Origin of the sequence: Glacieibacterium arshaanense (genome assembly GCF_004681125.1) — a bacterium.
GTDB classification, from domain to species: domain Bacteria; phylum Pseudomonadota; class Alphaproteobacteria; order Sphingomonadales; family Sphingomonadaceae; genus Polymorphobacter_A; species Polymorphobacter_A arshaanense.
The window spans coordinates 522,590-543,718 of sequence record NZ_SIHO01000003.1; the positions used below are offsets into that span (position 1 = coordinate 522,590).

The window sequence follows — 21,129 nt, forward strand, 5'->3', positions numbered from 1 at the left end:
GCAAGCCCCTGCCCGCCGGAGGCCCCTGAACTACTCTATGGCTTGGCCAAAGCCATCGTCAGCGTATCGGCAATCCGGTAGCCGCCGGCGGCCAGCCGCTGCTGCGCGACCAGCATCGATTTGGCGCGATAGGCGTCCGACACTGCGGGAGCGTTGAGCGCTACCGGCGTCGCGTGCAGGAAGGCGTCGGTATAGGCAACGTCGCGGGCGAGCGCGTAGCTTTCGTCCAGCCAGGCGCTGAACTGCTGCTGCGGCGTGCCGGTCGGTGCGGCGGGAATGGCGAGCGCGCGCGGCCAGCGCGTGGCCACTGGCACGGCCCAGGCGCTGGGTGTCGCTTCGGGGCCGCCGGGCATGTCGAACATGTCGTCCCAATAGGCGTGCAGGTCGATGGGCTTGCCGCCGGGGGTGCGGCGGACGTGGGCGAGCTGGCCGGCGCGGTCGGTCATCTTGTATTGCCATGACATCCAGTGCCCGGCGTGCAGCGGCTGCTGGATATCGCCGACGATGTGCATCAGCCAGCCGAGCGCCACGGCGCGGTCGGCGGGTGCGGCTTTGGGGTCACTGAACACCGCATAGTTGAGCGCGAAGGCGTCGCCGGCGTTGCCGTTGCGCCACGGCCAGATCGCCTTGGCGGGCGACACGACGCGCAGTTCGTAATGCCAATCGGGATGGTCCCATTTGCCGTCGGTGCCTTCGCCGACGCGGATATCGTCGGGCCAGCGCGCCAGCCATTCGAACTGCGTGCGGGAGCGGGCGCTGCCGGTCAGCCCGGCGGTCGCGGCATCGAGCCGCGCCTTGTCGGGGTGCGCGGCAATGATCGCTTCGATCTGCGGCAGCAGCTCGGGATGTTCGCGTACCAGCGTGTCAAAGGCGATGGCGCCGGTGGTCATGTGGCCGGGTTGCGACCACGCCAGCGCCGGCGCGGCGATCAGCAGCAGCGCTGCGGCAAGGAACGGACGCAGGTTCATGCTGCGCAACATAACCGCGCGAAGGGCATGCGCCAGCATTAGTTGCGCACTCCGAAAAACGACAGCAGATGCACACCCAGAAACAGCATCCCGACAAGGGCGACGAACATCATCGCGTGCCACGGAAGCAGCGCCAGCGTGCCATGCGGGGCACGGCGGCGGCGGGCGTCGCCCCAGCGCGCCAGCAGCATCAGAACGATCGCGACTGCAAACAGGGTGATGGTCGTATCGCGGTCCAAGGAAAGTCTCCGTGCAGCTGCGGCGCTCTGCCGCGACGCACTCCATTGCAATATCGCGCCGCGCATAGCATCTGTAGCGCCACCTGCAAGTCATTCGCAGCAACCCTTTCGAATCGAGGCTCCGCCATGACACGTTCGTATCTGACGCTCGCGCTTGCTGCGTTGATTGCCACGCCGGTTGTTGCCGCCCCGGCCGTCGATCCGGCGCTCACCGCCGCGATCAACGGCCCGCAGCGCTCGGCCGCCAACAAGGCGCGCGATGCCTATCGCCACCCGGCGGAAACGCTGACCTTCTTCGGCCTCAAGCCCAACCAGAATGTCGTCGAAATCTCGCCGTCGGCGGGCTGGTACACTGAAATCCTCGCGCCGTATCTGAAGGCCAAGGGCTCGTACACCGCCGCCGGCAGCGACCCCGCCGCCAGCGAACGCGCTGCCAAGGGCGTCGCGGCGTTCCAGGCCAAGCTGGCCGCCGACCCCGCCGCCTATGACAAGGTCAAGGTCGGCGTGTTCGCCAAGGGCGTCTATGACAAGGCGACGCCAGCGGGCAGCGCCGACATGGTGCTGACTTTCCGCAACGTCCACAACTGGTACATCGGCGGCTTCGCGCCCGAAGCCTTCAAGGCGTTCTACGCGATGCTCAAGCCCGGCGGCACGCTCGGCGTCGTCGAACATCACCTGCCCGAATCGATGCCCGACGCGATGCAGGAAAAGTCCGGCTACATGAAGCAGTCGACGGTGGTGAAACTCGCCGAAGCCGCCGGCTTCAAGCTCGTCGGCACGTCGAACATCAACGCCAACCCCAAGGACACCCACGACTATCCCAAGGGCGTGTGGACGCTGCCCCCCAACTATGCCGAAGGCGAAACCGACAAGGCGAAATACGCTGCGATCGGCGAATCGGACCGGATGACGCTGAAGTTCGTAAAGCCGAAGTAAGGGCGGGCAGAGGGTAGGGCCTCCGGCGGGCAGGCCTGAGGCCTGCACCCATTTGTTGCCCGTGCTGTATCAGCCCACGTCGGTTATTCGTCACAGGAATTAACCGGGTGCAGGCCTCAGGCCTGCCCGCCGGAGGCTCTTTTGCCTTCTGGTCTTGCTGCCCTACTTCTTCGCCAGCGCGTCGAGCTGCGCCTGCAGTGCCGCGAGTTGTGCCTTGACCGCCGCGAGTTCGGTCGCGTCGGGCTTGGCGTCGGTCTTGCCTTCGACCTTGCCGCCGCGGGCGGCGCGGCCGGTCAGCATGTCGGCGGCGGCCTGGAACATCGCCATGTTTTGCTTGGCGAGCGTTTCGAACGGCTTGAACGCCACGCCGCCGAAGGCGCCGGCGACGGCATCGCGGAACTGCGCCTGGTTCTTGGCGAAGGCTTCCATCGACGCTTCGAGGTAGTGCGGCACCATCGATTGCATCGAATCGCCGTACATCGAAATCAGCTGGCGCAGGAACGGCACCGGCAGCATCGTCTGGCCGCGGCCTTCCTCGTCCATTATGATTTGGGTCAGCACACTGCGGGTGATGTCTTCGCCGGTCTTGGCATCGACGACCTGGAAGTCCCGGCCTTCGCGCGTCATCGTGCCGAGGTGATCGAGCGTGATGTAGCTCGAGCTTTCGGTATTGTAGAGCCGCCGGTTGGCGTACTTCTTGATGATGACGGGCGCTGCGGCAGAAGCTTCGGTCTGGGCCATGGGCAAATCCAATCGAGTGCGAAATGCTGCAATAGCACAGCCGCTTGTTGCACTGCAACGCAGCCTTCACCGATGTTGCACGCCTGTGCGCTTTCAAAGCCGCGCGAAGGCGTTTAGCGTGTGCAGCATAGGAATCACCGGAGACTCGCCATGACCGACATCGTCATCACCGCCGCCAAGCGTACTGCCGTCGGCAGCTTCATGGGAGCGTTCGGCAGCGTGCCGGCGCATGAGCTCGGCGCGCAGGCAATCCGCGCCGCGCTGGCGCAGGCCGGCGTCGATCCCGCCGAGGTTTCGGAGGTTATACTGGGGCAGGTGCTCACCGCCGGACACGGCCAGAACCCGGCGCGCCAGGCTTCGATCGCCGCGGGCATCGCCGTCGAGACCCCGGCCTACGGCGTCAATCAGGTCTGCGGCAGCGGGCTGCGTGCGGTCGCACTGGGGGCGCAGGCGATTGCCAATGGCGACGCAAACATCATGGTCGTCGGCGGCCAGGAAAGCATGAGCCTGTCGATGCATGCGCAGGGTCTGCGCGCCGGCACCAAGATGGGCGCGCTCGAACTGATCGACACGATGATCAAGGACGGGCTGTGGGATGCCTTCAACGGCTATCACATGGGCATCACCGCCGAGAATGTTGCCGAACGCTACCAGATCGGTCGCGCCGCACAGGATGAATTCGCCGTCGGCTCGCAGCACAAGGCGAGCGCCGCGCGCGCCAGCGGCCGCTTCAAGGACGAAATCGCCCCCGTCACCGTCAAGGGCCGCAAGGGCGATACCGTCATTGACACCGACGAATATATCCGCGACGGCGCCACCATCGAAGCGATGGCGGGCCTCAAGCCGGCGTTCAAGAAGGACGGCAGCGTCACCGCCGCCAACGCCAGCGGCCTCAACGACGGCGCCGCGGTGCTGGTGCTGATGTCGGCGGCAGAGGCCGCCAAGCGCGGCGCCACCGTGCTCGGCCGCATCGCCAGCTTTGCCTCGGTCGGCGTCGATCCGTCGGTAATGGGCATCGGCCCGGTACCGTCATCGCGGCGCGCGCTCGAAAAGGCCGGCTGGTCGGTCGCCGATCTCGACTTGATCGAAGCCAATGAAGCATTCGCCGCGCAGGCGCTCGCAGTCGGGCAGGAACTCGGGCTCGATCCGGCGAAGCTCAACGTCAACGGCGGCGCCATCGCTATCGGTCACCCGATCGGCGCTTCGGGCGCACGCGTGCTGACGACGTTGCTGTACGAAATGGCCAAGCGCGACGCGCACAAGGGGCTGGCGACCTTGTGCATCGGTGGCGGCATGGGCATCGCCATGTGCATCGAACGCTAGGCGGCAGCCCGCCGCGATGCCGACGCTCGATCCGGCGCGACCAGCGGCCGCGCTCGAAGCCGGCGGTGATACCGCGCGGCTGCTGATTGCCGGGCGCCCGCCCGCCAAGCTTGCCGAGCCCGACGAAGTGCATTTCGAACGCATCGTCCGGTTGGCGTGGCCGGGGCAGGTCGGGCCGGTGACCGCCGATCCGACGCGCTTGCCGTTCGTCGAGGCGATGTTCGACCGCGTGCTGCTGACCAGTCAGCTACCGCGCGCCCGCGCCCGCACCGACCTGCGCGAGCTGTGGCGCATCATGGCGCCCGCCGCGCTGGCGCTACTCGCGATCAAGGCACGGCGCTGGTGGCAGCCGGTGGGCTGGACGCAGCCCGATCTGGCGCAGGCGCTCGACGACGCGATGTTCGTCACGCACGACTGGCGGGTTGCGACCTTGCCCAAACGCTGGCACCTCGTGCTGGTCGGCAAGGCTGACGGGCTGCGGCCGGCGGCGGTGCAGGCGACGACGGTGACAGCGCCTGTAGCCGCGACCAATCTCGGCCGCGCGGCGCATCAGGGGGAAGACGGGCAGTGAGCGTGGACTACGACAAACTGGCAAAGATGAGCAGCCTCGTGCCGTTTCCGGCCTATCTGGGGTTCGAGGTCAAGCGCAGCGACCGTGACTGCGTGGTCGTCGAAATCGTGCTGCGCCCCGAATATTGCACGATGGGCGGCACTGCGCACGGCGGCTTCCTGATGGCGCTTGCCGACTTCACCGGTGCGATCGGCGCGATGGAAGTGCTGCCTGAAGGCGCGACGAGCACCACCACCGTCGAGAGTAAAACCAACATGATCGGCGCGGCACCGGCCGGCGCACTGATGCGCGCCACCGCGACGCCGCTGCACATCGGCCGCCGTACCTCGGTATGGACGACGCGCATCGAAACCGACGCCGGCAAGCTGATCAGCGTGACGACGCAGACGCAGATGGTGATTTGACGCGGCGGCGGTTCACACCGAAATGTTGAGCGTCACCATATCGCCTTCGACCAGCTTTTGCGCCTTGCGCACCACGGCTTTGACCGGCAGCAGATAGCCCTGGACGTCCTTGCTGGGGAACACCGACGTCTGCCAGCGCGTGTCGCCGATGCTGACGTTCACATAGACCGAACCCCACGCCGCACTGCGCCCCGGCGAAGCGGCGCGAATGGCATCGGCAATGGCGCCGTCGATGGTGACAAAGTGCCAGGCGGTCGATGTCGGTGTGCCGTCCTTGGCCTTGCCGCGCCACAGCCATAACGGGCCGGTAAAGTCCCAGCTGCCACCCTCGGCTAGTGTGGCGCCAAGCTCTTCGCGCAGGAAGCGGATCAGTTCGGGATCGCTGGGCAGCTCGTTGGCGCTCATGGTGCCGCGCTTCAGCTCGGCGTCGGCAGCCGCTCGGCAAGGTCGATGCCCTGCGCGGCGAGCTCCTTGATCAGCGCCAGCGTCACGCCCTGCCGCGCATCCATGAATACCACATAGTCGGCGACATCGGTGTGGAAGACGATTTCGACTTCGCAGGCATCGAGCGTGACGCGGGTGATGTGTGCGCGCTCGAAGCGGCAATGCGGCCGGCCCTTGACCGCCGCTTCGGCCATGTCGGGCACCAGCGCGAGCTTGGCCGCGGGCGTATCGAGCGCGAGGTTGAGCGTCATCACGACGCGCCGCGCCTCGATGCGGCGCAGGTTCGAGATCTGCATGTCGAGCAGGTTCTTGTTCGACACCACGACCTGCTCGCCCGACAGCGCGCGGATGCGCGTGGTCTTGAGCCCGATCGCCTCGACCGTGCCGGTGACGGTGCCGAAGCTGATGGTGTCGCCGGCGCGGAATGGCCGGTCGAACAGGATCGACAGCGCCGCAAACAAATCGCTGAAAATGCCCTGTGCCGCCAGACCGATGGCGATACCGCCGACGCCGAGACCGGCGACCAGCGCGGTGACGTTGATGCCGAGATTGTCGAGCACCAGAATGATCGCCAGCGTCCACACCACGACGTTGACGAGGATGGTGATGATGCCCATCGCCGAGGCGAGTGCCTGCGCGTCCTCGTCATCCTCGGCGCCCTTGCGCTCGACCATCGCCAGGATCAATGCGCGCGCCCAGACGGCGGCCTGGAAGACCAGCGCGATGGTGAAGATGACGGTGATGACGCCGGCCACCGCTTCGGGCGGCGTGATGAAGCGGATGACGATGCGCGCGGCGAGTGCCGCCATGAAGAATGCCGAGGTCTGGTCGAGCAACCGCCGCGCGAAGCCGCGCCAACTGGTGACCTTCTCCTCGGTGCCGAGCAGGCGCGCCAGCAGCCAGCGCAAAACGTAAAAGATCGCGAAAAGCCCGAAGCCGGTGCCGAATGCGACGAGTGCGTTCATGCTGTCGGTGCGGAACCAGTGGTAGACGGTTTCCGACACGTCATGCAGCTGCTTGGGCAGGTCGTAAAGGTCGTCGGTCAGGCCTGAATCGGCAGGCTTGGCGGCGGGCTTGGGAACGGCAGGCACGGTCATATCCGACCTTCTAGCGCAGAAGAACGCGCGCGCCTATGCTGCAGCAAAGTGCGTCAGGGGAGGTCAAAAATGCCGCAAACCATCCGCGAATTGTCGCTGCGCAGCGACCGCCACACCAGCTTCTACCTCGAATGCGGCAACCCCGACGGGGTGCCGATGATCTTCGTCCACGGCTGGCCCGAGCTGTCGATTTCGTGGCGCCACCAGCTGCCGGTGTTCGCGGGGCTGGGCTTCCGCGCGGTGGCGCCCGACATGCGCGGCTATGGCCGTTCACGCGTGCATCCGCGCCACGAAGACTATGCGCTCGAAAACATCGTCACCGACATGATCGAACTGCTCGATGCGCTGGGTGCCGAGAAGGCGGTGTGGGTCGGGCATGACTGGGGGTCGCCGGTGGTGTGGGCGATCGCGCAGCAGCACCCCGACCGCTGCCACGGTGTCGCCAGCCTGTGCGCGCCGTATCTGCCCGAAGGCCTGTCGGTCGAATCGGCGCTGCCCTACGCCGACCGCAACCTCTATCCCGAAGACCGGTTTCCGGCGGCGCAATGGGACTATATGCTGTTCTACCGCGAGAATTTCGCCGCTGCGCACCGGGCGTTCGATGCCGATCCGCGCGCCTTTGTGCGGCTGGCGTTCCGCGCCGGTGATGCGGCGGTGGTGGGCCAGCCGGCAATGACCGCGATGGTGCGCGCGCAAGGCGGCTGGTTCGGGCCCGGCGCGCCGGCCCCGGCACTGCCGCGCGACGAAACCGTGCTGACGCAGGCCGACGAGGATGCCTATACCGAAGCGCTGACGCGCAACGGCTTTTTCGGCCCCGACAGCTGGTACATGAATGCGCCGGCCAACGCGGCGTATGCCGAACGTGCACGCGCCAATTGGCAGCTGAAGTTGCCGGTGCTGTTCGCCCACGCACGCTACGACAATGTCTGCGAGACTTTGGTGTCGCGGCTCGCCGAGCCGATGCGCGCGCATTGCACCAACCTGACCGAAACGATCGTCGATTCGGGGCACTGGATGGCGCAGGAGCAGCCGGTGGCGTTGAACGCCGCGCTGGCGAAATGGTGCGCTGCGCAGTTCGGCGGGTTGTTCTGAATGGACTACCAACTCCCTCGCCTCGGCGGGGAGAGGGAAGGGGACACCGAAATCGCGATTTCACTTGACTTAACGAACCGAATCGGTTAGTAGGTTCATCAAGGCGACGGGAAATGGGTGTTTCCCGTCCAACCTGTCCGGGCTCACGATCGCCACTTGCGTACCCGGACGTGTCGTTTCACCGCCGCGCTTTTCAGCCCCGCGCTCTGTCAGGTCGAGGACTTCAGCTCCAAGTGTTCCAAGGAGGGCACTTACGTCTGCACTAAATGCGTCCACAAAAACGCGTGAACTACAGCGTAATATACGCGTTCGGCCTTGGAAGCCGTCGCCCTCCGCTACCGGCTACCTCGACCAGCGACACAAAGCCTGCCTCTTCCCGGTAACCAAGCAACCCACCCAAGGAAGCCGTTACCGGGAAGAGGATTTCCCCCACCGTGGCGGCGGGGGAACAGATTGCGAGGACGATGGACCGGGGCGGGGATATCCGCTGGCCGGAAATTCGTCGTGCGTGCGAACCCACCCTCGGCCCCTCCCGTCGCGGGGAGGGGAGCAGAAAACAATCGGGTGCAGGCCTCAGGCCTGCCCGCCGGAGGCCCTTAGATGCCTTCCAGATACCCTGGCCAAGCCACCGTCACCGNATGCCTTCCAGATACCCTGGCCAAGCCACCGTCACCGGATTGCCGTTCATGGTCAGCGGCGTCCCCGCTTCGACAAACTCGAGCCGCAGATAGGCGATACCGTGGCTGTCGCGGTGGCTGCGCAGTTCACCGGCCTCGCGGTCGCCGGCGCGCACGATGCCGTCGCCGGGGTCGCCGGTGAAGGTGACCGGCAGCAGGCGTTTGCGCAGTTTGTCGCGGTGGTGCATTCGCGCGGTGTTTTCCTGGCCGACGTAGCAGCCCTTGGTGAAGCTGACGCCGTGGAGTTCGGCGGCATTGGTTTCCAGCCACATCATCTTGTCGAGCAGCAGGTCGGCACTATCGGGCACGCCGAGCGCCAGCCGGTGCGCGTCATAGTCGGCGAGCGTCGCGTTGACGGGGGCAGCTTCGGCAATCCAGCGCGCGCCCAGTGCGGCCAGCCGCGGGTCGGCGGCGGCGTCATGCGCGCCGTCCCACGCCGCGAATACCTTGAGATCGGTTGGCGTGACGCTCACGTCGCGGCGCAGCTTGTACATTGCCAGCTTGCGCGCCAGTCCCGGTGCGGCATCGGCGGCGACGTCGAGCCAGACGACATCGGCGCCGTCAAACAACAGCATGTCCGCCAGCGGCTTGCCCTGCGCGCTGAGCAGCGCTGCCCATAGTGGCGTTGCGGGGGAAAGCTGGTCGATATCGTTGGTCAGCATGTCCTGCAGAAACGCCCGCGCGTCGCCGCCGCGCAGTTCCAGCACGCTACGGTCGGTCAGTTGCGCGATGCGGGTCATATCAGAACGGGATCAGCCGCTTCTCGCGGGTGAAGTTGAGCCAGCCGGCGTTGACGCCGAGCCGCAGCCCGACGCCGAGCGAAATCGGCACCACGACGACATCGTCATGCACCAGATATTGCGCGCTCAGCCCGCCGACAGCCACCGCGCGGCCCGAGGCGGCGCCGAAGCGCCGGAACATGTCGTTGGTGTCGTGGAGGTGGTAGATCAGCATGAACACCTGTGCGCCGTCGGCACCGACATCGAGCCCGAACGACGGCCCGGTCCAGTGGACGGGCTGCTGGCCCTCGACTTTGTGGAACAGCGTGCCGTGTCCGTAGCTGGCGCCGAAGATGAACGCGCCACCGGCCTGGCGGCCGTCGATATACGCCGAAGGCTCGCCCATCTCGTCGAAGACCTTGGCGAGGATCTTGTTCATTTCGGGCGAGGCGCGCCCGAACGCGACTTCGCCGGCCTTGGCGATTTCCGCCTTGGTATAGGTTGTCGAGGTGGCGGCGAGATCGACCGTCTGCACCGGGGTCACCGCGGTCGCAGCCGCCGGCGCCGGGGCGGGCGCTGTCGCCGCGGTAGGCTCGGCGGCATGAGCCATGCCCGCACCAAACACGTTCAAAGCAAGCAAAAATGCACTCAACGCAACACGCATCGGCAGGTCCCCACGAAAGCAGGCCATCTGAAAATTAGACCACCCAGTGTAGCGCCGGCCTTCCCTTGCCCGCAACGCCCATGCTAACGGCAACGCGGATTTGGCTGACAAAGGGTTGCAAATGCGCGTCGCAATGATCGGGTCGGGTTACGTCGGACTGGTGTCGGGTGCCTGCTTCGCGGATTTCGGCCATGACGTGGTCTGCGTCGACAAGGACCTGTCGAAGATCGAACGGCTCAACCAGGGCATCATGCCGATCTTCGAACCCGGCCTCGCCGAGCTGGTAACCGGCAACGCCAAGGCGGGCCGGCTGCGCTTCACCTCGAACCTCGCCGAAGCCGTGGCTGACGCCGAAGTCGTGTTCATCGCGGTGGGTACGCCGTCGCGCCGCGGCGATGGCCACGCCGATTTGAGCTACGTCTTCGCCGCCGCTGCCGAAATCGCCCAGCATCTCAAGGGCTATACCGTCATCGTCACCAAATCGACGGTGCCGGTCGGCACCGGTGACGAGGTCGAGCGCATTGTCCGCGAAGCCAACCCCAAGGCGCAGTTCGCCGTGGTGTCGAACCCCGAATTCCTCCGCGAAGGCGCCGCCATCGAGGATTTCAAGCGCCCCGACCGCATCGTCATCGGCAGCGAGGACGAGGCCGCACGCGGCGTGATGTCCGAGCTGTATCGCCCGCTGTTCCTCAACCAGTCGCCGCTGCTGTTCACCGCGCGCCGCACCGCCGAGCTGATCAAATACGCCGCCAACGCCTTCCTCGCGACCAAGATCACCTTCATCAACGAAATCGCCGACCTGTGCGAAGCCGTCGGCGCCAACGTCCAGGACGTGTCGCGCGGTATCGGGCTCGACAACCGCATCGGCTCGAAGTTCCTGCACGCCGGCCCCGGCTACGGCGGCTCGTGCTTCCCCAAGGACACGCTGGCGCTGATCAAGACCGCGCAGGACTTCGGCGCGCCGATTCGCATTGTCGAGGCCGTCGCCGCGGTCAATGACCAGCGCAAGCGCGCGATGGCGAAGAAGGTCATCGCCGCCGCCGGTGGCTCGGTGCGCGGCAAGACTGTCGGCATCCTCGGCCTGACCTTCAAGCCCAACACCGACGACATGCGCGATTCGCCGTCGCTCGCCGTCATCCTGGCGCTGCAGGACGCCGGCGCGACGATCCGCGCCTATGACCCCGAAGGCGTCGAGCAGGCGAAGACCATGATCACCGGCATCGAGTACGCTGCGAACCCGTATGATGCGATCACCGGCGCCGATGTCGCGGTGCTGATCACCGAATGGGATGCGTTCCGCGCGCTCGACCTCGACCGCGTCCGCGACCTGATGGCGAGCCCGGTGATGGTCGACCTGCGCAACGTCTATAATCCCGCCGACATGGCCAAGCACGGCATCGCCTACAGCAGCATCGGGCGTTAAGCCTGCGCGCCCGATTGGGCGTTGCAGCGCTGCCGGTGCTTCGCTATACGCGGCGCTCGCGCGGAGTCGTGGGTGAGCGGCTGAAACCAGTAGTTTGCTAAACTGCCGATCTGGGTAACTGGATCCGAGGGTTCGAATCCCTCCGACTCCGCCACTTTTCTTCGTCGCCTAGCGCGGCACTTCCACCAGCAGTTCGAGATAGCGGTCATGGCGCGCCGGGTCCTTGACCGGCGCGGTGGTGACCAGCTTCAGGTCGGGCCAGCGGTCGGCGACGGCGTTGAGTGCCAGCTCGCCTTCGAAACGCACCAGTGTCGAGCCGATGCAGAAATGCCGCCCCATGCCGAACGACAGGAACGGCGCTGGCGATGCGCGGAAGATGTCGAAGCGGTCGGGGTCGGTGAAGGCTTCGGGATCGCGGTTGCCCGCGCCCAGCCCGACGCGCACCGTATCGCCGGCGCGCAGCTGCTTGCCGCGCAGCACCATGTCCTGCGTCACGCGGCGGTTGGTCGAGGTCGATTGCAGCGGGTGGTGGAAGCGCAGTATCTCGTCGATCGCCGGCCCGACGAGGCTGCGGTCGGCGACCAGCGCCCGCCATTGCTCGGGGTGCGCCAGCAGCAGATAGATGCCGCTCGAAATAAAGCGCTCGGTGGTGGTGCCGGCGGCGACGTATATGGTGCTGACCGCCGATGCCAGTTCGGCTTCGTTGAGCTTTCCATGTTCGTCCTCGGCGGCGATCAGGTCGCTGATCAAGTCGGCGCGCGGGTTGGCGCGGCGCTCGGCAATCAGCGTGCGGATATAGCGACCGATCCAGCGCGCTGCCTCGAGCCCCGCCGCCCAGCTTTCCTCGGAGCGCTTGGGCGCCATCAGCGCGTCGCTTGCCGCAAAGGCGTCGCGAAACTGCGCGCGGTCTTCAGGCGCAATGCCGATGATCTCGCTGGCGACGATGATCGGCACGTGGAACGCGAAATCGGTGACAAGGTCGAAGCGGCCCTTCGCGGCGGCGGCGTCGAGCAATTCGTCGATCAGCGCCACGACGCGTGCGCGCCGGTCCTCGATGCTGCGCCGGGCGAATGCCGAAACCACCAGGCTGCGGATGCGCGTGTGGTCGGGCGCGTCCATCTGGTTGAACGATTGCGACAGGTTGCGGCTCAGCCCGGCCTCGGTCTTCGACTGCGCGCCGCCGTCCTTGCGCGCCAACGGGTTGTCGCCGCCCCAACCTGCCGCGGCGCTTGAAAAGCGCGCTGCGTCCTTGAGCACCATCGCGCAGTCGTCATAGCGCGTCAGAAACCAGAAGCCGTGGCGTGACCAATGTACCGGGTCCTCGGCGCGCAGCCGCGCCAGCACCGCCACCGGATCATTGGCGAAGTCATAGTCGTACAGATCGATATCCAGCGCCGTTGCCAAGTGCATCCTCCCCGATGCGCGCCTGTTTGCCGCGCGCCGCCAATGTGGCGCGCACAGGCGTGATGTCAACGCATCGGCGGCTTGAATGGGGTGACAGCGGCAACGTCGCACAATAAGGAACGTCGCACAGCCAAGCGGCAGTCCGGGAGATACAGGTCATGCGCGACATTCATCACTTCATCGGCGGCGCCAGCGCGCCGGGGGCTTCGGGTAAGTGGAGCGACGTGTTCGATCCCAACACCGGGCTGGTGCAGGCGCGCGTCCAGCTCGCCACCGTCGCCGAAGTCGATGCCGCGGTTGCCAACGCCGCCGCCGCGCAGCCGGCCTGGGCCGCGACCAACCCGCAGCGTCGCGCCCGCGTCATGTTCGACTTCAAGCGGTTGATCGAGCGCGACATGAACAACCTCGCCGAGCTGTTGTCGTCGGAACACGGCAAGGTCATCGCCGATTCGAAGGGCGACATCCAGCGCGGGCTGGAAGTCATCGAATTCGCCTGCGGCATCCCGCACCTGCTCAAGGGCGACTATACCGGCGGCGCCGGCCCGGGCATCGACGTCTATTCGATGCGCCAGCCGCTCGGCGTCGTCGCTGGCATCACGCCGTTCAACTTCCCGGCGATGATCCCGATGTGGATGTTCGGCATGGCGATCGCGTGCGGCAACGCCTTTATCCTCAAACCCAGCGAGCGTGACCCGTCGGTGCCGGTCAAGCTCGGCGAGTTGATGATGGAAGCCGGGCTGCCGGCGGGCATCCTCAACGTCGTCCACGGCGACAAGGTCGCGGTCGACGCCATCCTCGATAACCCGACCGTCAATGCCGTCAGCTTCGTCGGCTCGTCGGACATCGCGCACTATGTCTACAAGCGCGGTGTTGCCGCGGGCAAACGCGTCCAGGCGATGGGCGGCGCCAAGAACCACGGCGTCGTGCTGCCCGATGCCGATCTCGATCAGGTCGTCGCCGATCTGGCCGGCGCCGCCTTCGGCTCGGCGGGCGAACGCTGCATGGCGCTGCCGGTGGTCGTGCCCGTCGGTGACAAGACCGCGCTGGCGCTGCGCGAAAAGCTGCTGCCGGCCATCGCCGAGCTGCGCATCGGCGTCTCGACCGACGCTGACGCGCACTATGGCCCTGTGGTCAGCGCCGCGCACAAGGCGCGCATCGAGGACTATATCACCATGGGCGTCAACGAAGGCGCCGAGCTTGTCGTCGACGGCCGCGGCTTCAGCCTGCAGGGTCATGAGAAGGGCTTCTTCGTCGGCCCGACGCTGTTCGACCATGTCAAGCCGAGCATGCAGTCGTACCAGGAGGAAATCTTCGGCCCGGTGCTGCAGATGGTCCGCGCCGACAGCTTCGCCCAAGCGCTGGCACTGCCGAGCGAGCATCAATACGGCAACGGCGTCGCCATCTTCACGCGCAACGGCGAGGCCGCACGCGAGTTCGCAGCGCAAGTCGAGGTCGGCATGGTCGGCATCAACGTGCCGATCCCGGTGCCGGTCGCCTATCACAGCTTTGGCGGCTGGAAGCGTTCGGCATTCGGCGACACCAACCAGTACGGCACCGACGGCGTGCGCTTCTACACCAAGGTCAAGACGGTCACCCAGCGCTGGCCGGCCGCCGGCACGCTCGCCGATAGCAGCTTCATCATCCCGACGATGAAGTAGGAGGAATACCCGATGTCGTATGAAACTTTGCTCGTCGAAACCCATGACCGCGTCACGCTGATCCGGCTCAACCGGCCGCAGGCATTGAATGCGCTCAACAGCCAGGTGATGAACGACCTGATTGCGGCACTCGGCGCGTTCGACGCAGATGACAGCCAGGGCTGCGCGGTCATCACCGGCAGCGAAAAGGCGTTCGCAGCAGGCGCCGACATCAAGGAAATGGCCGAGTTGACGTTTGCCGACACCTTCGGCGGCAATCTGTTTGCCGGCTATGACCGCGTCATTGCGACGCGCAAACCGGTGATTGCCGCGGTCAGTGGCTTCGCACTCGGCGGCGGCTGCGAGCTGGCAATGATGTGCGACTTCATCATCGCCGCCGACAGCGCCAAGTTCGGCCAGCCTGAAATCAAGCTCGGCGTCACGCCGGGCATGGGCGGCAGCCAGCGCATGGCGCGCGCCATCGGCAAGGCCAAGACGATGGAAATGTGCCTGACCGGCCGGATGATGGGCGCCGCCGAGGCCGAAGCTGCCGGGCTGGTGGCGCGCGTCGTGCCCGCCGCTGACCTGATTGCCGAAGCGCTCAAGTCGGCCGAAGCGGTCGCGTCGATGTCGCCACTCGCCACGCGCGCGGTCAAGGAAATGGTCAATGTCGCGTTCGAAACGCCGTTGGCGCAAGGCGTGCTGTTCGAACGCCGGCTGTTCGACGGCCTGTTCGGCTCCGAAGACCAGAAAGAAGGCATGGCGGCGTTCATCGCCAAGCGTGCCGCCGACTGGAAGGGGCGTTAAGCCATGAAGATCGGCTTCATCGGGCTCGGCAACATGGGCGGCGGCATGGCCGCCAACCTCGTCAAGGCCGGGCACAGCGTCAACGCGTTCGACCTGTCGCCAGAGGCCAATGCGCGGGCGCGTGACGCCGGTTGCAGCATTGCCGCCGACGCTGCCGTCGCAGTTGCCGGCGCTGACGCGGTGGTGACGATGCTGCCCGCCGGCACGCACGTCCGCAGCGTCTATGCGCAATCTGTGTTCGGCATGGCCGCCAAGGGCACGTTGCTGCTCGATTGCTCGACGATCGACGTCGCCAGCGCCAAGGCCGTGGCCGCCGACGCCGAAACCGCAGGGCTGGTGATGGTCGATGCGCCGGTGTCGGGCGGCATCGCGGCCGCGAACGCCGGCACGCTGACCTTCATGGTCGGCGGCAGCACCGAGGCGTTTGCACGTGCCGAAGTCGTGCTCGCCGCAATGGGCAAGGCGATCATCCATGCCGGCGGTGCCGGTGCGGGGCAGGCGGCGAAGATCTGCAACAACATGCTGCTCGGCGCCTCGATGGTGGCGACGGCGGAAGCTTTCGTGTTGGCGCAGAAGCTCGGGCTCGACGCGCAGACGTTCTTCGACATCAGCTCGAAAGCCAGCGGCCAATGCTGGTCGATGACGAGTTATTGCCCGGTGCCTGGGCCGGTGCCGACCGCGCCCTCGAATCGCGACTATGAAGGCGGCTTTGCCGCGGCGCTGATGCTCAAGGACCTGAAGCTTGCCGTCGAAGCCGCGCAGTCGGTCGGTGCCTCGGTGCCGATGGGCGCACAGGCCGAAGCGCTCTACCAGATGTTCACCGGCCTCGGCGGCGCACCGAAGGACTTCTCGGCGGTGATCAAGCTGCTGGACGGCAGCTGGCGCGGCTGAAATGACGGCCGACGCGCCGCACCTCAAGCTCAAGGCGCAGCTGCTGTGCGGCGATACGATCGCCATGGGACCGGGCAAGGCCGACTTGCTTGAGGCGGTGCGCGCCACCGGATCGATTTCGGCAGCCGGCCGCGCACTCGGCTTCAGCTACCGGCGCACCTGGCTGCTCGTCGACACGATGAACCGCGCCTGGCGCGAACCGCTGGTTGCCACCGCGCACGGCGGCGTCAAGGGCGGCGGCGCCGTGCTGACCCCGCTGGGCGAAAGCGTGCTCGGCCAATACCGCGCGCTTGAAGCGGCCATCGCCAAGGCGGCCGCCAAGCCGGCGGCGGCGCTGCTGGCCGGCATGCTGCCGGCACCGCGCGCTTAGCAACAGTCGAAATCCACGACGGTTACCCCAACGCGCTAGCGTCGTTTGACAATCGACGTATATACTCGAACATAGCGGATCGACGCGAATAGGGGTGTAAGATGGAATTTCGGATCGCAGGACGCTGGCTTTTGATGGGCGCATTGTCGGCGTTCGCGGCGGCGCCTGCCATCGCACAGCCCGCCAAAGGCCCGTTGGTGCTTGCCGCCGCCAGCTTGCAGGAATCGTTGACCGCTGCCGCAGATGCCTGGGCGGCCAAGGGCAACCCCCGCCCCGTGCTGTCGTTCGCCGCGAGTTCGGTGCTAGCGCGGCAGATCGACGCCGGTGCGCCCGCCGACTTGTTCATCTCCGCCGATGAGCAGTGGATGGACTATCTGGCGGGCAGGCAACTCATCGCCCCGGGCACGCGCACTAACTTTCTGACCAACACGCTGGTGTTGGTGGCGCCTACGTCGCAGCCGTTCAAACTGGCGATCACGCCGGGTTTTGCGCTCGCGGCGGCGCTCGGCAGCGGCCGGCTGGCGATGGCCGACCCTGACGCGGTCCCCGCGGGCAAGTACGGCAAGGCAGCACTGACCAGCCTCGGCGTCTGGAGCAGTGTCGAAAGCAAGGTCGTGCGCGCCGAGAATGTCCGCGCCGCACTGTTGCTGGTGGCGCGCGACGAGGCAGCGGCGGGCATTGTCTACGCCACCGATGCCCGCGCCACCACGGATGTCGTGGTGGTCGGCAGCTTTCCCGCCACCAGCCACGCGCCGATCGTCTATCCGCTCGCGCAGTTGGCGTCGTCACGCCATCGCGATGCTGCAGCGTTTCGCACCTTTCTGCTGTCGCCCGCGGGCCAGCAAGTCTTTGCGCGCTACGGTTTCGGCACGCAGTAATGCTGAGCGCGCCTGAAACCGAGGCGCTGCTGTTGTCGCTCAAAGTGTCGCTTTGGGCCGTGGCCGGCGCTTTGCCGCTGGCGTTCGCGCTGGCGTGGCTGCTGGCGCGCGGGCGCTTTGCCGGCAAGGCGTTGCTCGAAGGCCTGGTGACCTTGCCGCTGGTGTTGCCGCCGGTGGTGACCGGCTATCTGCTACTGCTGGCGTTCGGACGCCACGGCCCGGTCGGCGTCTGGCTCCAAAACTGGTTCGGGGTCAGCGTCATGTTCCGCTGGACCGGTGCCGCGATTGCCGCCGCAATCATGGCGCTGCCGCTGATGGTCGGCGCCATCCGCCTGTCGATCGAGGCCGTCGACCGGCGGCTTGAAGTCGCGGCGCGCACGCTTGGCGCGACGCGCTGGGGCGCCTTTGCCAGCGTCACGCTGCCGCTGGCGTTGCCTGGCATCATCGCCGCCGCGGTGCTCGGTTTCGCGCGCGCGTTGGGTGAATTCGGTGCGACGATCACCTTCGTGTCCAACATCCCCGGCGAAACGCAAACGCTGCCGATCGCCATCTACAGCGTCCTCCAGCAACCCGGTGGCGAGGCCGCCGCGGCGCGTCTGTCGGTGATCGCCGTGGTGCTATCGCTGGGCGCATTGCTGGTGTCGCAGTGGCTGACGCGGCGTACGCATGCCGCCCGAAGCCGGCATGATATGCAGCCATGAGCTTTGACATCGACATCAGCGCGCGGCTCGGCAGCTTCGACCTCGCCGCCATATTCGCCACCGGCCCCGGCCTGACCGCCTTGTTCGGCGCGTCGGGCATCGGCAAGACCAGCATCCTCGACATGGTAGCCGGCATTGCGCGACCTGACCGTGGCCGCATCGTCGTGGGCGAACGCGTGCTGTTCGACAGTGCCGCCGGCATCGACGTGCCGCCCGAGGCCCGTCACGCCGGCTACGTGTTTCAGGACGGCCGGCTGTTCATCCACCGCCGTGTCCGCGCCAATCTGCTCTACGGCTGGAAGCGCGCCGCAACCGTCGATCGCTGGATCGGCTTTGACGAGGTCGTGGCACTGCTCGGCATCGGGCATTTGCTTGACCGCTGGCCGGCGACCCTGTCGGGCGGTGAAGCGCAGCGCGTGGCGATTGGCCGGGCGCTGTTGTCTGGGGCCCGCTTCCTGCTGATGGACGAACCGCTGGCGTCGCTCGACGGCCCGCGCAAGCGCGAGATCATCGAGGTCATCGTGCGGCTGCGCGACGAGCTCAAACTGCCCATCCTGTATGTCAGCCATGACGAGGCCGAAGTCGCCGCGCTCGCCGCGCAGCGCATTGACCTCGATGCTGTCGCGCCGCGCCGCGAAGCCGCCGATGACGCAAGCTGGGTGGCAGTTGATGACTATTTCAACGCCCAGCTACTACCACCCGATTCTACACTCGAAGCCGCGCTTGCCGCCAATGCTGCTGCTGGGCTGCCAGCGCATGATGTGGCGCCGAACCAAGGCAAGCTGTTGGCGCTGCTGGTGCAGATGTCGGGGGCCAAGCGCATCCTTGAAATCGGCACGCTCGGCGGGGTCAGCACGATTTGGTTGGCACGCGCAGCAGGCGCGGACGGGCAGGTGGTGACGCTTGAAGCTGACGCGCACCATGCTGAGGTGGCGCGCGCCAATATCGCACGCGCCAGGTTGGCGGATCGTGTCGACCAGCGCGTTGGCCCAGCGCTGGATACGCTGCCAACGCTAGCCAGTGATGCGCCATTCGATCTGGTGTTCATCGATGCCGACAAGCCGAACAACCCAGCCTATCTGCGCTGGGCGTTGCAGCTGTCGCGCCCCGGCACCGTCATCATTGCCGACAATGTCGTGCGGGGTGGCGCGGTCATCGATGCTGTCAGTCCCGACGCGCGCGTCCACGGCGTGCGTGACATGCTGGCGATGATGGCGGCCGAGCCGCGGCTTGACGCGACGGCGCTGCAAACGGTGGGCAGCAAGGGCTGGGACGGCTTTGCAATTGCGATTGTGAAGGCGGTGCCGTCGGCATAGTCTGCGCGGCGGAGGTTCCGCACGTGGCGACGTCCCGGGGTTCGAAAGGTCAAGGCGAAACGGCCCCCGCTGCGGTGCGGGTGCCGCACACGCGGCGGTTGACGATCATCGCCAAGGATCCCGGCGTGCGGCTGGCTGATGGTGCGATGCTGTTCGCGCGCATCGAAATTCCCGCCGAGGAACTCGCGCCCGGCCCGACCGGCTACCGCGTCAAGGTCGTCGATTTCGATGCCACCTCCGGCCGCCTCTACAAGCCGCTACAGCACTATCAGGCGCCCGATGGCACTCTGGTCGATCCATTCCGCGCCGGGGACGGCGATGATGTCGGCGGACTTGCCGAGGCGCATCAGGCGCGGCTACTCGCCGACCCCAATTTTCACGCGCAGAACACCTATGCCATCGTCATGCGCATCCTCGCGCGCTTCGAATTCGCGCTCGGTCGCCGGGTCGAATGGGGGTTCAACGGCCACCAGCTGCATATCGCGCCGCATGCGTTCCTCGACGCCAATGCCTTTTATTCGAACGAGGATAGCGGCCTGCTGTTCGGTTATTTCAAGGGCAAGTCTGGCGCGATGGTGTTCACGTCGCTGAGCCACGACATCGTCGCGCATGAAACGACGCATGCGCTGCTCGACGGCCTGCGCGACCGCTTCACCGAGCCGTCATCGCCCGACCAGGCGGCGTTCCACGAAGCCTTCGCCGATATCGTCGCACTGCTGTCGGTGTTTGCGCTGCCCGAAGTCGTTGCGGCAATTCTCGGCGCGCCGCCACGCGGCAAGGACGACGGCGGCAAGATCCGCGGCATCGACCCCGCAAAGCTGACACTGGCCGCGTTGCAGAACTCGATCCTGGCCGGCATTGCCGCGCAGCTCGGGCTCGAACTCGATGGCTTGCGCGGCAACGCACTGCGCCAGTCGGTGCTGCTCGAACCCGATGCCGGCCTGCTCGCCCGCGACGAATTCGCCGAGCCGCACCGCCGCGGCGAGGTGCTGGTGGCGGCGATGATGCGCACCGCGCTGACGCTGTGGCGCAGCCGCGTCGAAACCTTGGGGACGTTCGAATTCGAGGGCAAGGGGGGCTATTACAATCTCGACCGCGTCATCGAAGAAGGCGCCAAGGTCGCCGACCATCTGCTAACGATGGCGATCCGTGCCGTCGACTATTGCCCGCCGACCGATATCGATTTCGGCGTCTATCTCGCGGCATTCCTGACCGCCGACGCCGAACTGATGCCCGACGACAATCGCTTCCGCTACCGCGAAACACTGCGCGCGACCTTCGCCAGCTACGGCATCACCACGCCCGGTGGCGGCCGCTGCGCTGATGACGGGAGCTGGCGCGCGTTCGATGCGGCGCTGCCGGTCAACTATGCGCGCAGCCATTTCGAATCGATGCTGCGCGACAAGGACGAGGTTTTCCGCTTCATCTGGGACAACCGTCGCGTGCTCGGCATCGGCACGCGCGCAACCATCAAGGTCGGTGCGGTGCGGCCTAGCATCCGTCAAAGCCCCGACGGCTTCTTCGTCCGCGAGACCGTGTGCACCTATGTCCAGATCGCCAACATCTTCGGGTCGGAGGTTAAATCGGTGCTCGGTGTCGACCGCCCGCCCGAACTTGAAACCACGCGCTCGATCACCGCATTCGGCGGCGGCACGATCATTTTCGATCAGTACGGCCGCATCAAATATCACATTGCGCACCAGCTCAACGATGGCCCGCGGCAAGCCAAGCGCCTCGCCAGCCTTGGTGAAATCGAAACCGCTGAGACCGCATTCGACCGCCGCAACCGCTTCGCGCTGCTCCACGCGGCGCGGGCCGGCGACTGAC

The 21,129-nt window shown here is 66.4% G+C and carries 21 protein-coding genes, 1 tRNA gene and 2 pseudogenes; 16 read left to right on the forward strand and 8 right to left on the reverse strand.

What is annotated here, in order from left to right; genetic code table 11:
- Positions 1-35: 35 nt before the first annotated feature.
- Positions 36-968, reverse strand: a complete 933-nt coding sequence (locus tag EUV02_RS14455; protein WP_166430642.1) for a S1/P1 nuclease — start codon at positions 966-968, stop codon at positions 36-38.
- A 38-nt stretch (positions 969-1,006) separates the two neighbouring features.
- Positions 1,007-1,207 carry a hypothetical protein gene (locus tag EUV02_RS15710; RefSeq protein ID WP_166430643.1) on the reverse strand — a complete coding sequence of 67 codons (201 nt, stop codon included), beginning with the start codon at positions 1,205-1,207 and terminating at the stop codon, positions 1,007-1,009.
- A gap of 126 nt (positions 1,208-1,333) precedes the next feature.
- On the opposite strand from EUV02_RS15710, the gene EUV02_RS14460 reads away from it, so the two are divergent.
- Entirely contained in the window at positions 1,334-2,143 is an 810-nt protein-coding gene (locus tag EUV02_RS14460) for a class I SAM-dependent methyltransferase (RefSeq protein ID WP_135246975.1), read from the forward strand.
- A 162-nt stretch (positions 2,144-2,305) separates the two neighbouring features.
- Here the strand turns inward: EUV02_RS14460 and phaR are convergent, their stop codons facing one another.
- Positions 2,306-2,884, reverse strand: a complete 579-nt coding sequence (gene phaR / locus EUV02_RS14465; protein ID WP_135246976.1) for a polyhydroxyalkanoate synthesis repressor PhaR — start codon at positions 2,882-2,884, stop codon at positions 2,306-2,308.
- A gap of 150 nt (positions 2,885-3,034) precedes the next feature.
- Between phaR and EUV02_RS14470 the strand changes: the two genes are divergently transcribed.
- The 3 genes from EUV02_RS14470 to EUV02_RS14480 are packed head-to-tail and all read left to right on the forward strand — an operon-like array spanning position 3,035 to position 5,182.
- On the forward strand, positions 3,035-4,207 hold the full coding sequence (locus EUV02_RS14470) for an acetyl-CoA C-acetyltransferase (protein WP_135246977.1): 1,173 nt from the start codon (positions 3,035-3,037) through the stop codon (positions 4,205-4,207).
- Positions 4,208-4,223: 16 nt separating this feature from the next.
- A complete protein-coding gene (locus tag EUV02_RS14475) occupies positions 4,224-4,778 on the forward strand; it encodes a hypothetical protein (protein ID WP_135246978.1) in 555 nt (184 codons plus the stop codon).
- 2 nt (positions 4,779-4,780) lie between these two features.
- Complete coding sequence (locus EUV02_RS14480) at positions 4,781-5,182, forward strand: PaaI family thioesterase (RefSeq protein ID WP_243445923.1); 402 nt, start codon at positions 4,781-4,783, stop codon at positions 5,180-5,182.
- A gap of 12 nt (positions 5,183-5,194) precedes the next feature.
- Here EUV02_RS14480 and EUV02_RS14485 read toward each other — a convergent pair whose 3' ends face one another.
- Positions 5,195-5,587 (reverse strand): DUF1905 domain-containing protein, encoded by a 393-nt coding sequence (locus tag EUV02_RS14485; protein ID WP_135246979.1) that lies wholly within the window; start codon positions 5,585-5,587, stop codon positions 5,195-5,197.
- Positions 5,588-5,598: 11 nt separating this feature from the next.
- Positions 5,599-6,723: a mechanosensitive ion channel family protein gene (locus EUV02_RS14490; protein WP_135246980.1), complete on the reverse strand. Its 1,125-nt coding sequence runs from the start codon at positions 6,721-6,723 to the stop codon at positions 5,599-5,601.
- Between the two features lie 69 nt (positions 6,724-6,792).
- On the opposite strand from EUV02_RS14490, the gene EUV02_RS14495 reads away from it, so the two are divergent.
- Positions 6,793-7,815 carry an alpha/beta fold hydrolase gene (locus EUV02_RS14495; RefSeq protein ID WP_135246981.1) on the forward strand — a complete coding sequence of 341 codons (1,023 nt, stop codon included), beginning with the start codon at positions 6,793-6,795 and terminating at the stop codon, positions 7,813-7,815.
- Positions 7,816-8,446: 631 nt separating this feature from the next.
- On the opposite strand, the gene ygfZ is transcribed toward EUV02_RS14495, so the two are convergent.
- Positions 8,447-9,232: a CAF17-like 4Fe-4S cluster assembly/insertion protein YgfZ gene (gene ygfZ / locus EUV02_RS14500; RefSeq protein ID WP_135246982.1), complete on the reverse strand. Its 786-nt coding sequence runs from the start codon at positions 9,230-9,232 to the stop codon at positions 8,447-8,449.
- A 1-nt stretch (position 9,233) separates the two neighbouring features.
- Complete coding sequence (locus EUV02_RS14505) at positions 9,234-9,821, reverse strand: EipA family protein (RefSeq protein WP_135246983.1); 588 nt, start codon at positions 9,819-9,821, stop codon at positions 9,234-9,236.
- A gap of 175 nt (positions 9,822-9,996) precedes the next feature.
- Between EUV02_RS14505 and EUV02_RS14510 the strand changes: the two genes are divergently transcribed.
- Together EUV02_RS14510 and EUV02_RS14515 are read left to right on the forward strand one after the other, a co-directional pair.
- On the forward strand, positions 9,997-11,298 hold the full coding sequence (locus EUV02_RS14510) for a UDP-glucose dehydrogenase family protein (RefSeq protein WP_135246984.1): 1,302 nt from the start codon (positions 9,997-9,999) through the stop codon (positions 11,296-11,298).
- A 62-nt stretch (positions 11,299-11,360) separates the two neighbouring features.
- A tRNA-Ser gene (locus EUV02_RS14515) sits at positions 11,361-11,452 on the forward strand.
- A 14-nt stretch (positions 11,453-11,466) separates the two neighbouring features.
- Here EUV02_RS14515 and EUV02_RS14520 read toward each other — a convergent pair.
- Positions 11,467-12,702, reverse strand: a complete 1,236-nt coding sequence (locus EUV02_RS14520) for a cytochrome P450 (RefSeq protein ID WP_166430644.1) — start codon at positions 12,700-12,702, stop codon at positions 11,467-11,469.
- Positions 12,703-12,860: 158 nt separating this feature from the next.
- Between EUV02_RS14520 and EUV02_RS14525 the strand changes: the two genes are divergently transcribed.
- The 9 genes and pseudogenes from EUV02_RS14525 to EUV02_RS14565 all read left to right on the forward strand — a co-directional run bounded on the left by EUV02_RS14525 (position 12,861) and on the right by EUV02_RS14565 (position 21,128).
- Positions 12,861-14,360 carry a CoA-acylating methylmalonate-semialdehyde dehydrogenase gene (locus EUV02_RS14525; RefSeq protein ID WP_135246986.1) on the forward strand — a complete coding sequence of 500 codons (1,500 nt, stop codon included), beginning with the start codon at positions 12,861-12,863 and terminating at the stop codon, positions 14,358-14,360.
- A 12-nt stretch (positions 14,361-14,372) separates the two neighbouring features.
- Positions 14,373-15,146, forward strand: a complete 774-nt coding sequence (locus EUV02_RS14530; protein WP_135246987.1) for an enoyl-CoA hydratase — start codon at positions 14,373-14,375, stop codon at positions 15,144-15,146.
- Between the two features lie 3 nt (positions 15,147-15,149).
- The gene (gene mmsB / locus EUV02_RS14535; protein ID WP_135246988.1) at positions 15,150-16,037 is read left to right on the forward strand and encodes a 3-hydroxyisobutyrate dehydrogenase; all 888 of its coding nucleotides are present in this window, start codon (positions 15,150-15,152) and stop codon (positions 16,035-16,037) included.
- 1 nt (position 16,038) lies between these two features.
- On the forward strand, positions 16,039-16,407 hold the full coding sequence (locus tag EUV02_RS14540) for a winged helix-turn-helix domain-containing protein (protein ID WP_135246989.1): 369 nt from the start codon (positions 16,039-16,041) through the stop codon (positions 16,405-16,407).
- 134 nt (positions 16,408-16,541) lie between these two features.
- Positions 16,542-17,285 carry a molybdate ABC transporter substrate-binding protein gene (gene modA / locus EUV02_RS14545; RefSeq protein WP_424022199.1) on the forward strand — a complete coding sequence of 248 codons (744 nt, stop codon included), beginning with the start codon at positions 16,542-16,544 and terminating at the stop codon, positions 17,283-17,285.
- A complete protein-coding gene (gene modB / locus EUV02_RS14550) occupies positions 17,285-17,986 on the forward strand; it encodes a molybdate ABC transporter permease subunit (RefSeq protein ID WP_135246991.1) in 702 nt (233 codons plus the stop codon). Before modA ends, modB begins: the two co-directional genes overlap by 1 nt.
- Positions 17,983-18,600, forward strand: a pseudogene (locus EUV02_RS14555) (molybdenum ABC transporter ATP-binding protein); the annotation flags it as partial. The gene modB and the pseudogene EUV02_RS14555, both read left to right, overlap by 4 nt.
- A gap of 144 nt (positions 18,601-18,744) precedes the next feature.
- Positions 18,745-19,302 (forward strand): annotated as a pseudogene (locus EUV02_RS14560) (O-methyltransferase); the annotation flags it as partial.
- A 23-nt stretch (positions 19,303-19,325) separates the two neighbouring features.
- Positions 19,326-21,128 carry a gluzincin family metallopeptidase gene (locus tag EUV02_RS14565; RefSeq protein WP_207790201.1) on the forward strand — a complete coding sequence of 601 codons (1,803 nt, stop codon included), beginning with the start codon at positions 19,326-19,328 and terminating at the stop codon, positions 21,126-21,128.
- Position 21,129: the final 1 nt, after the last annotated feature.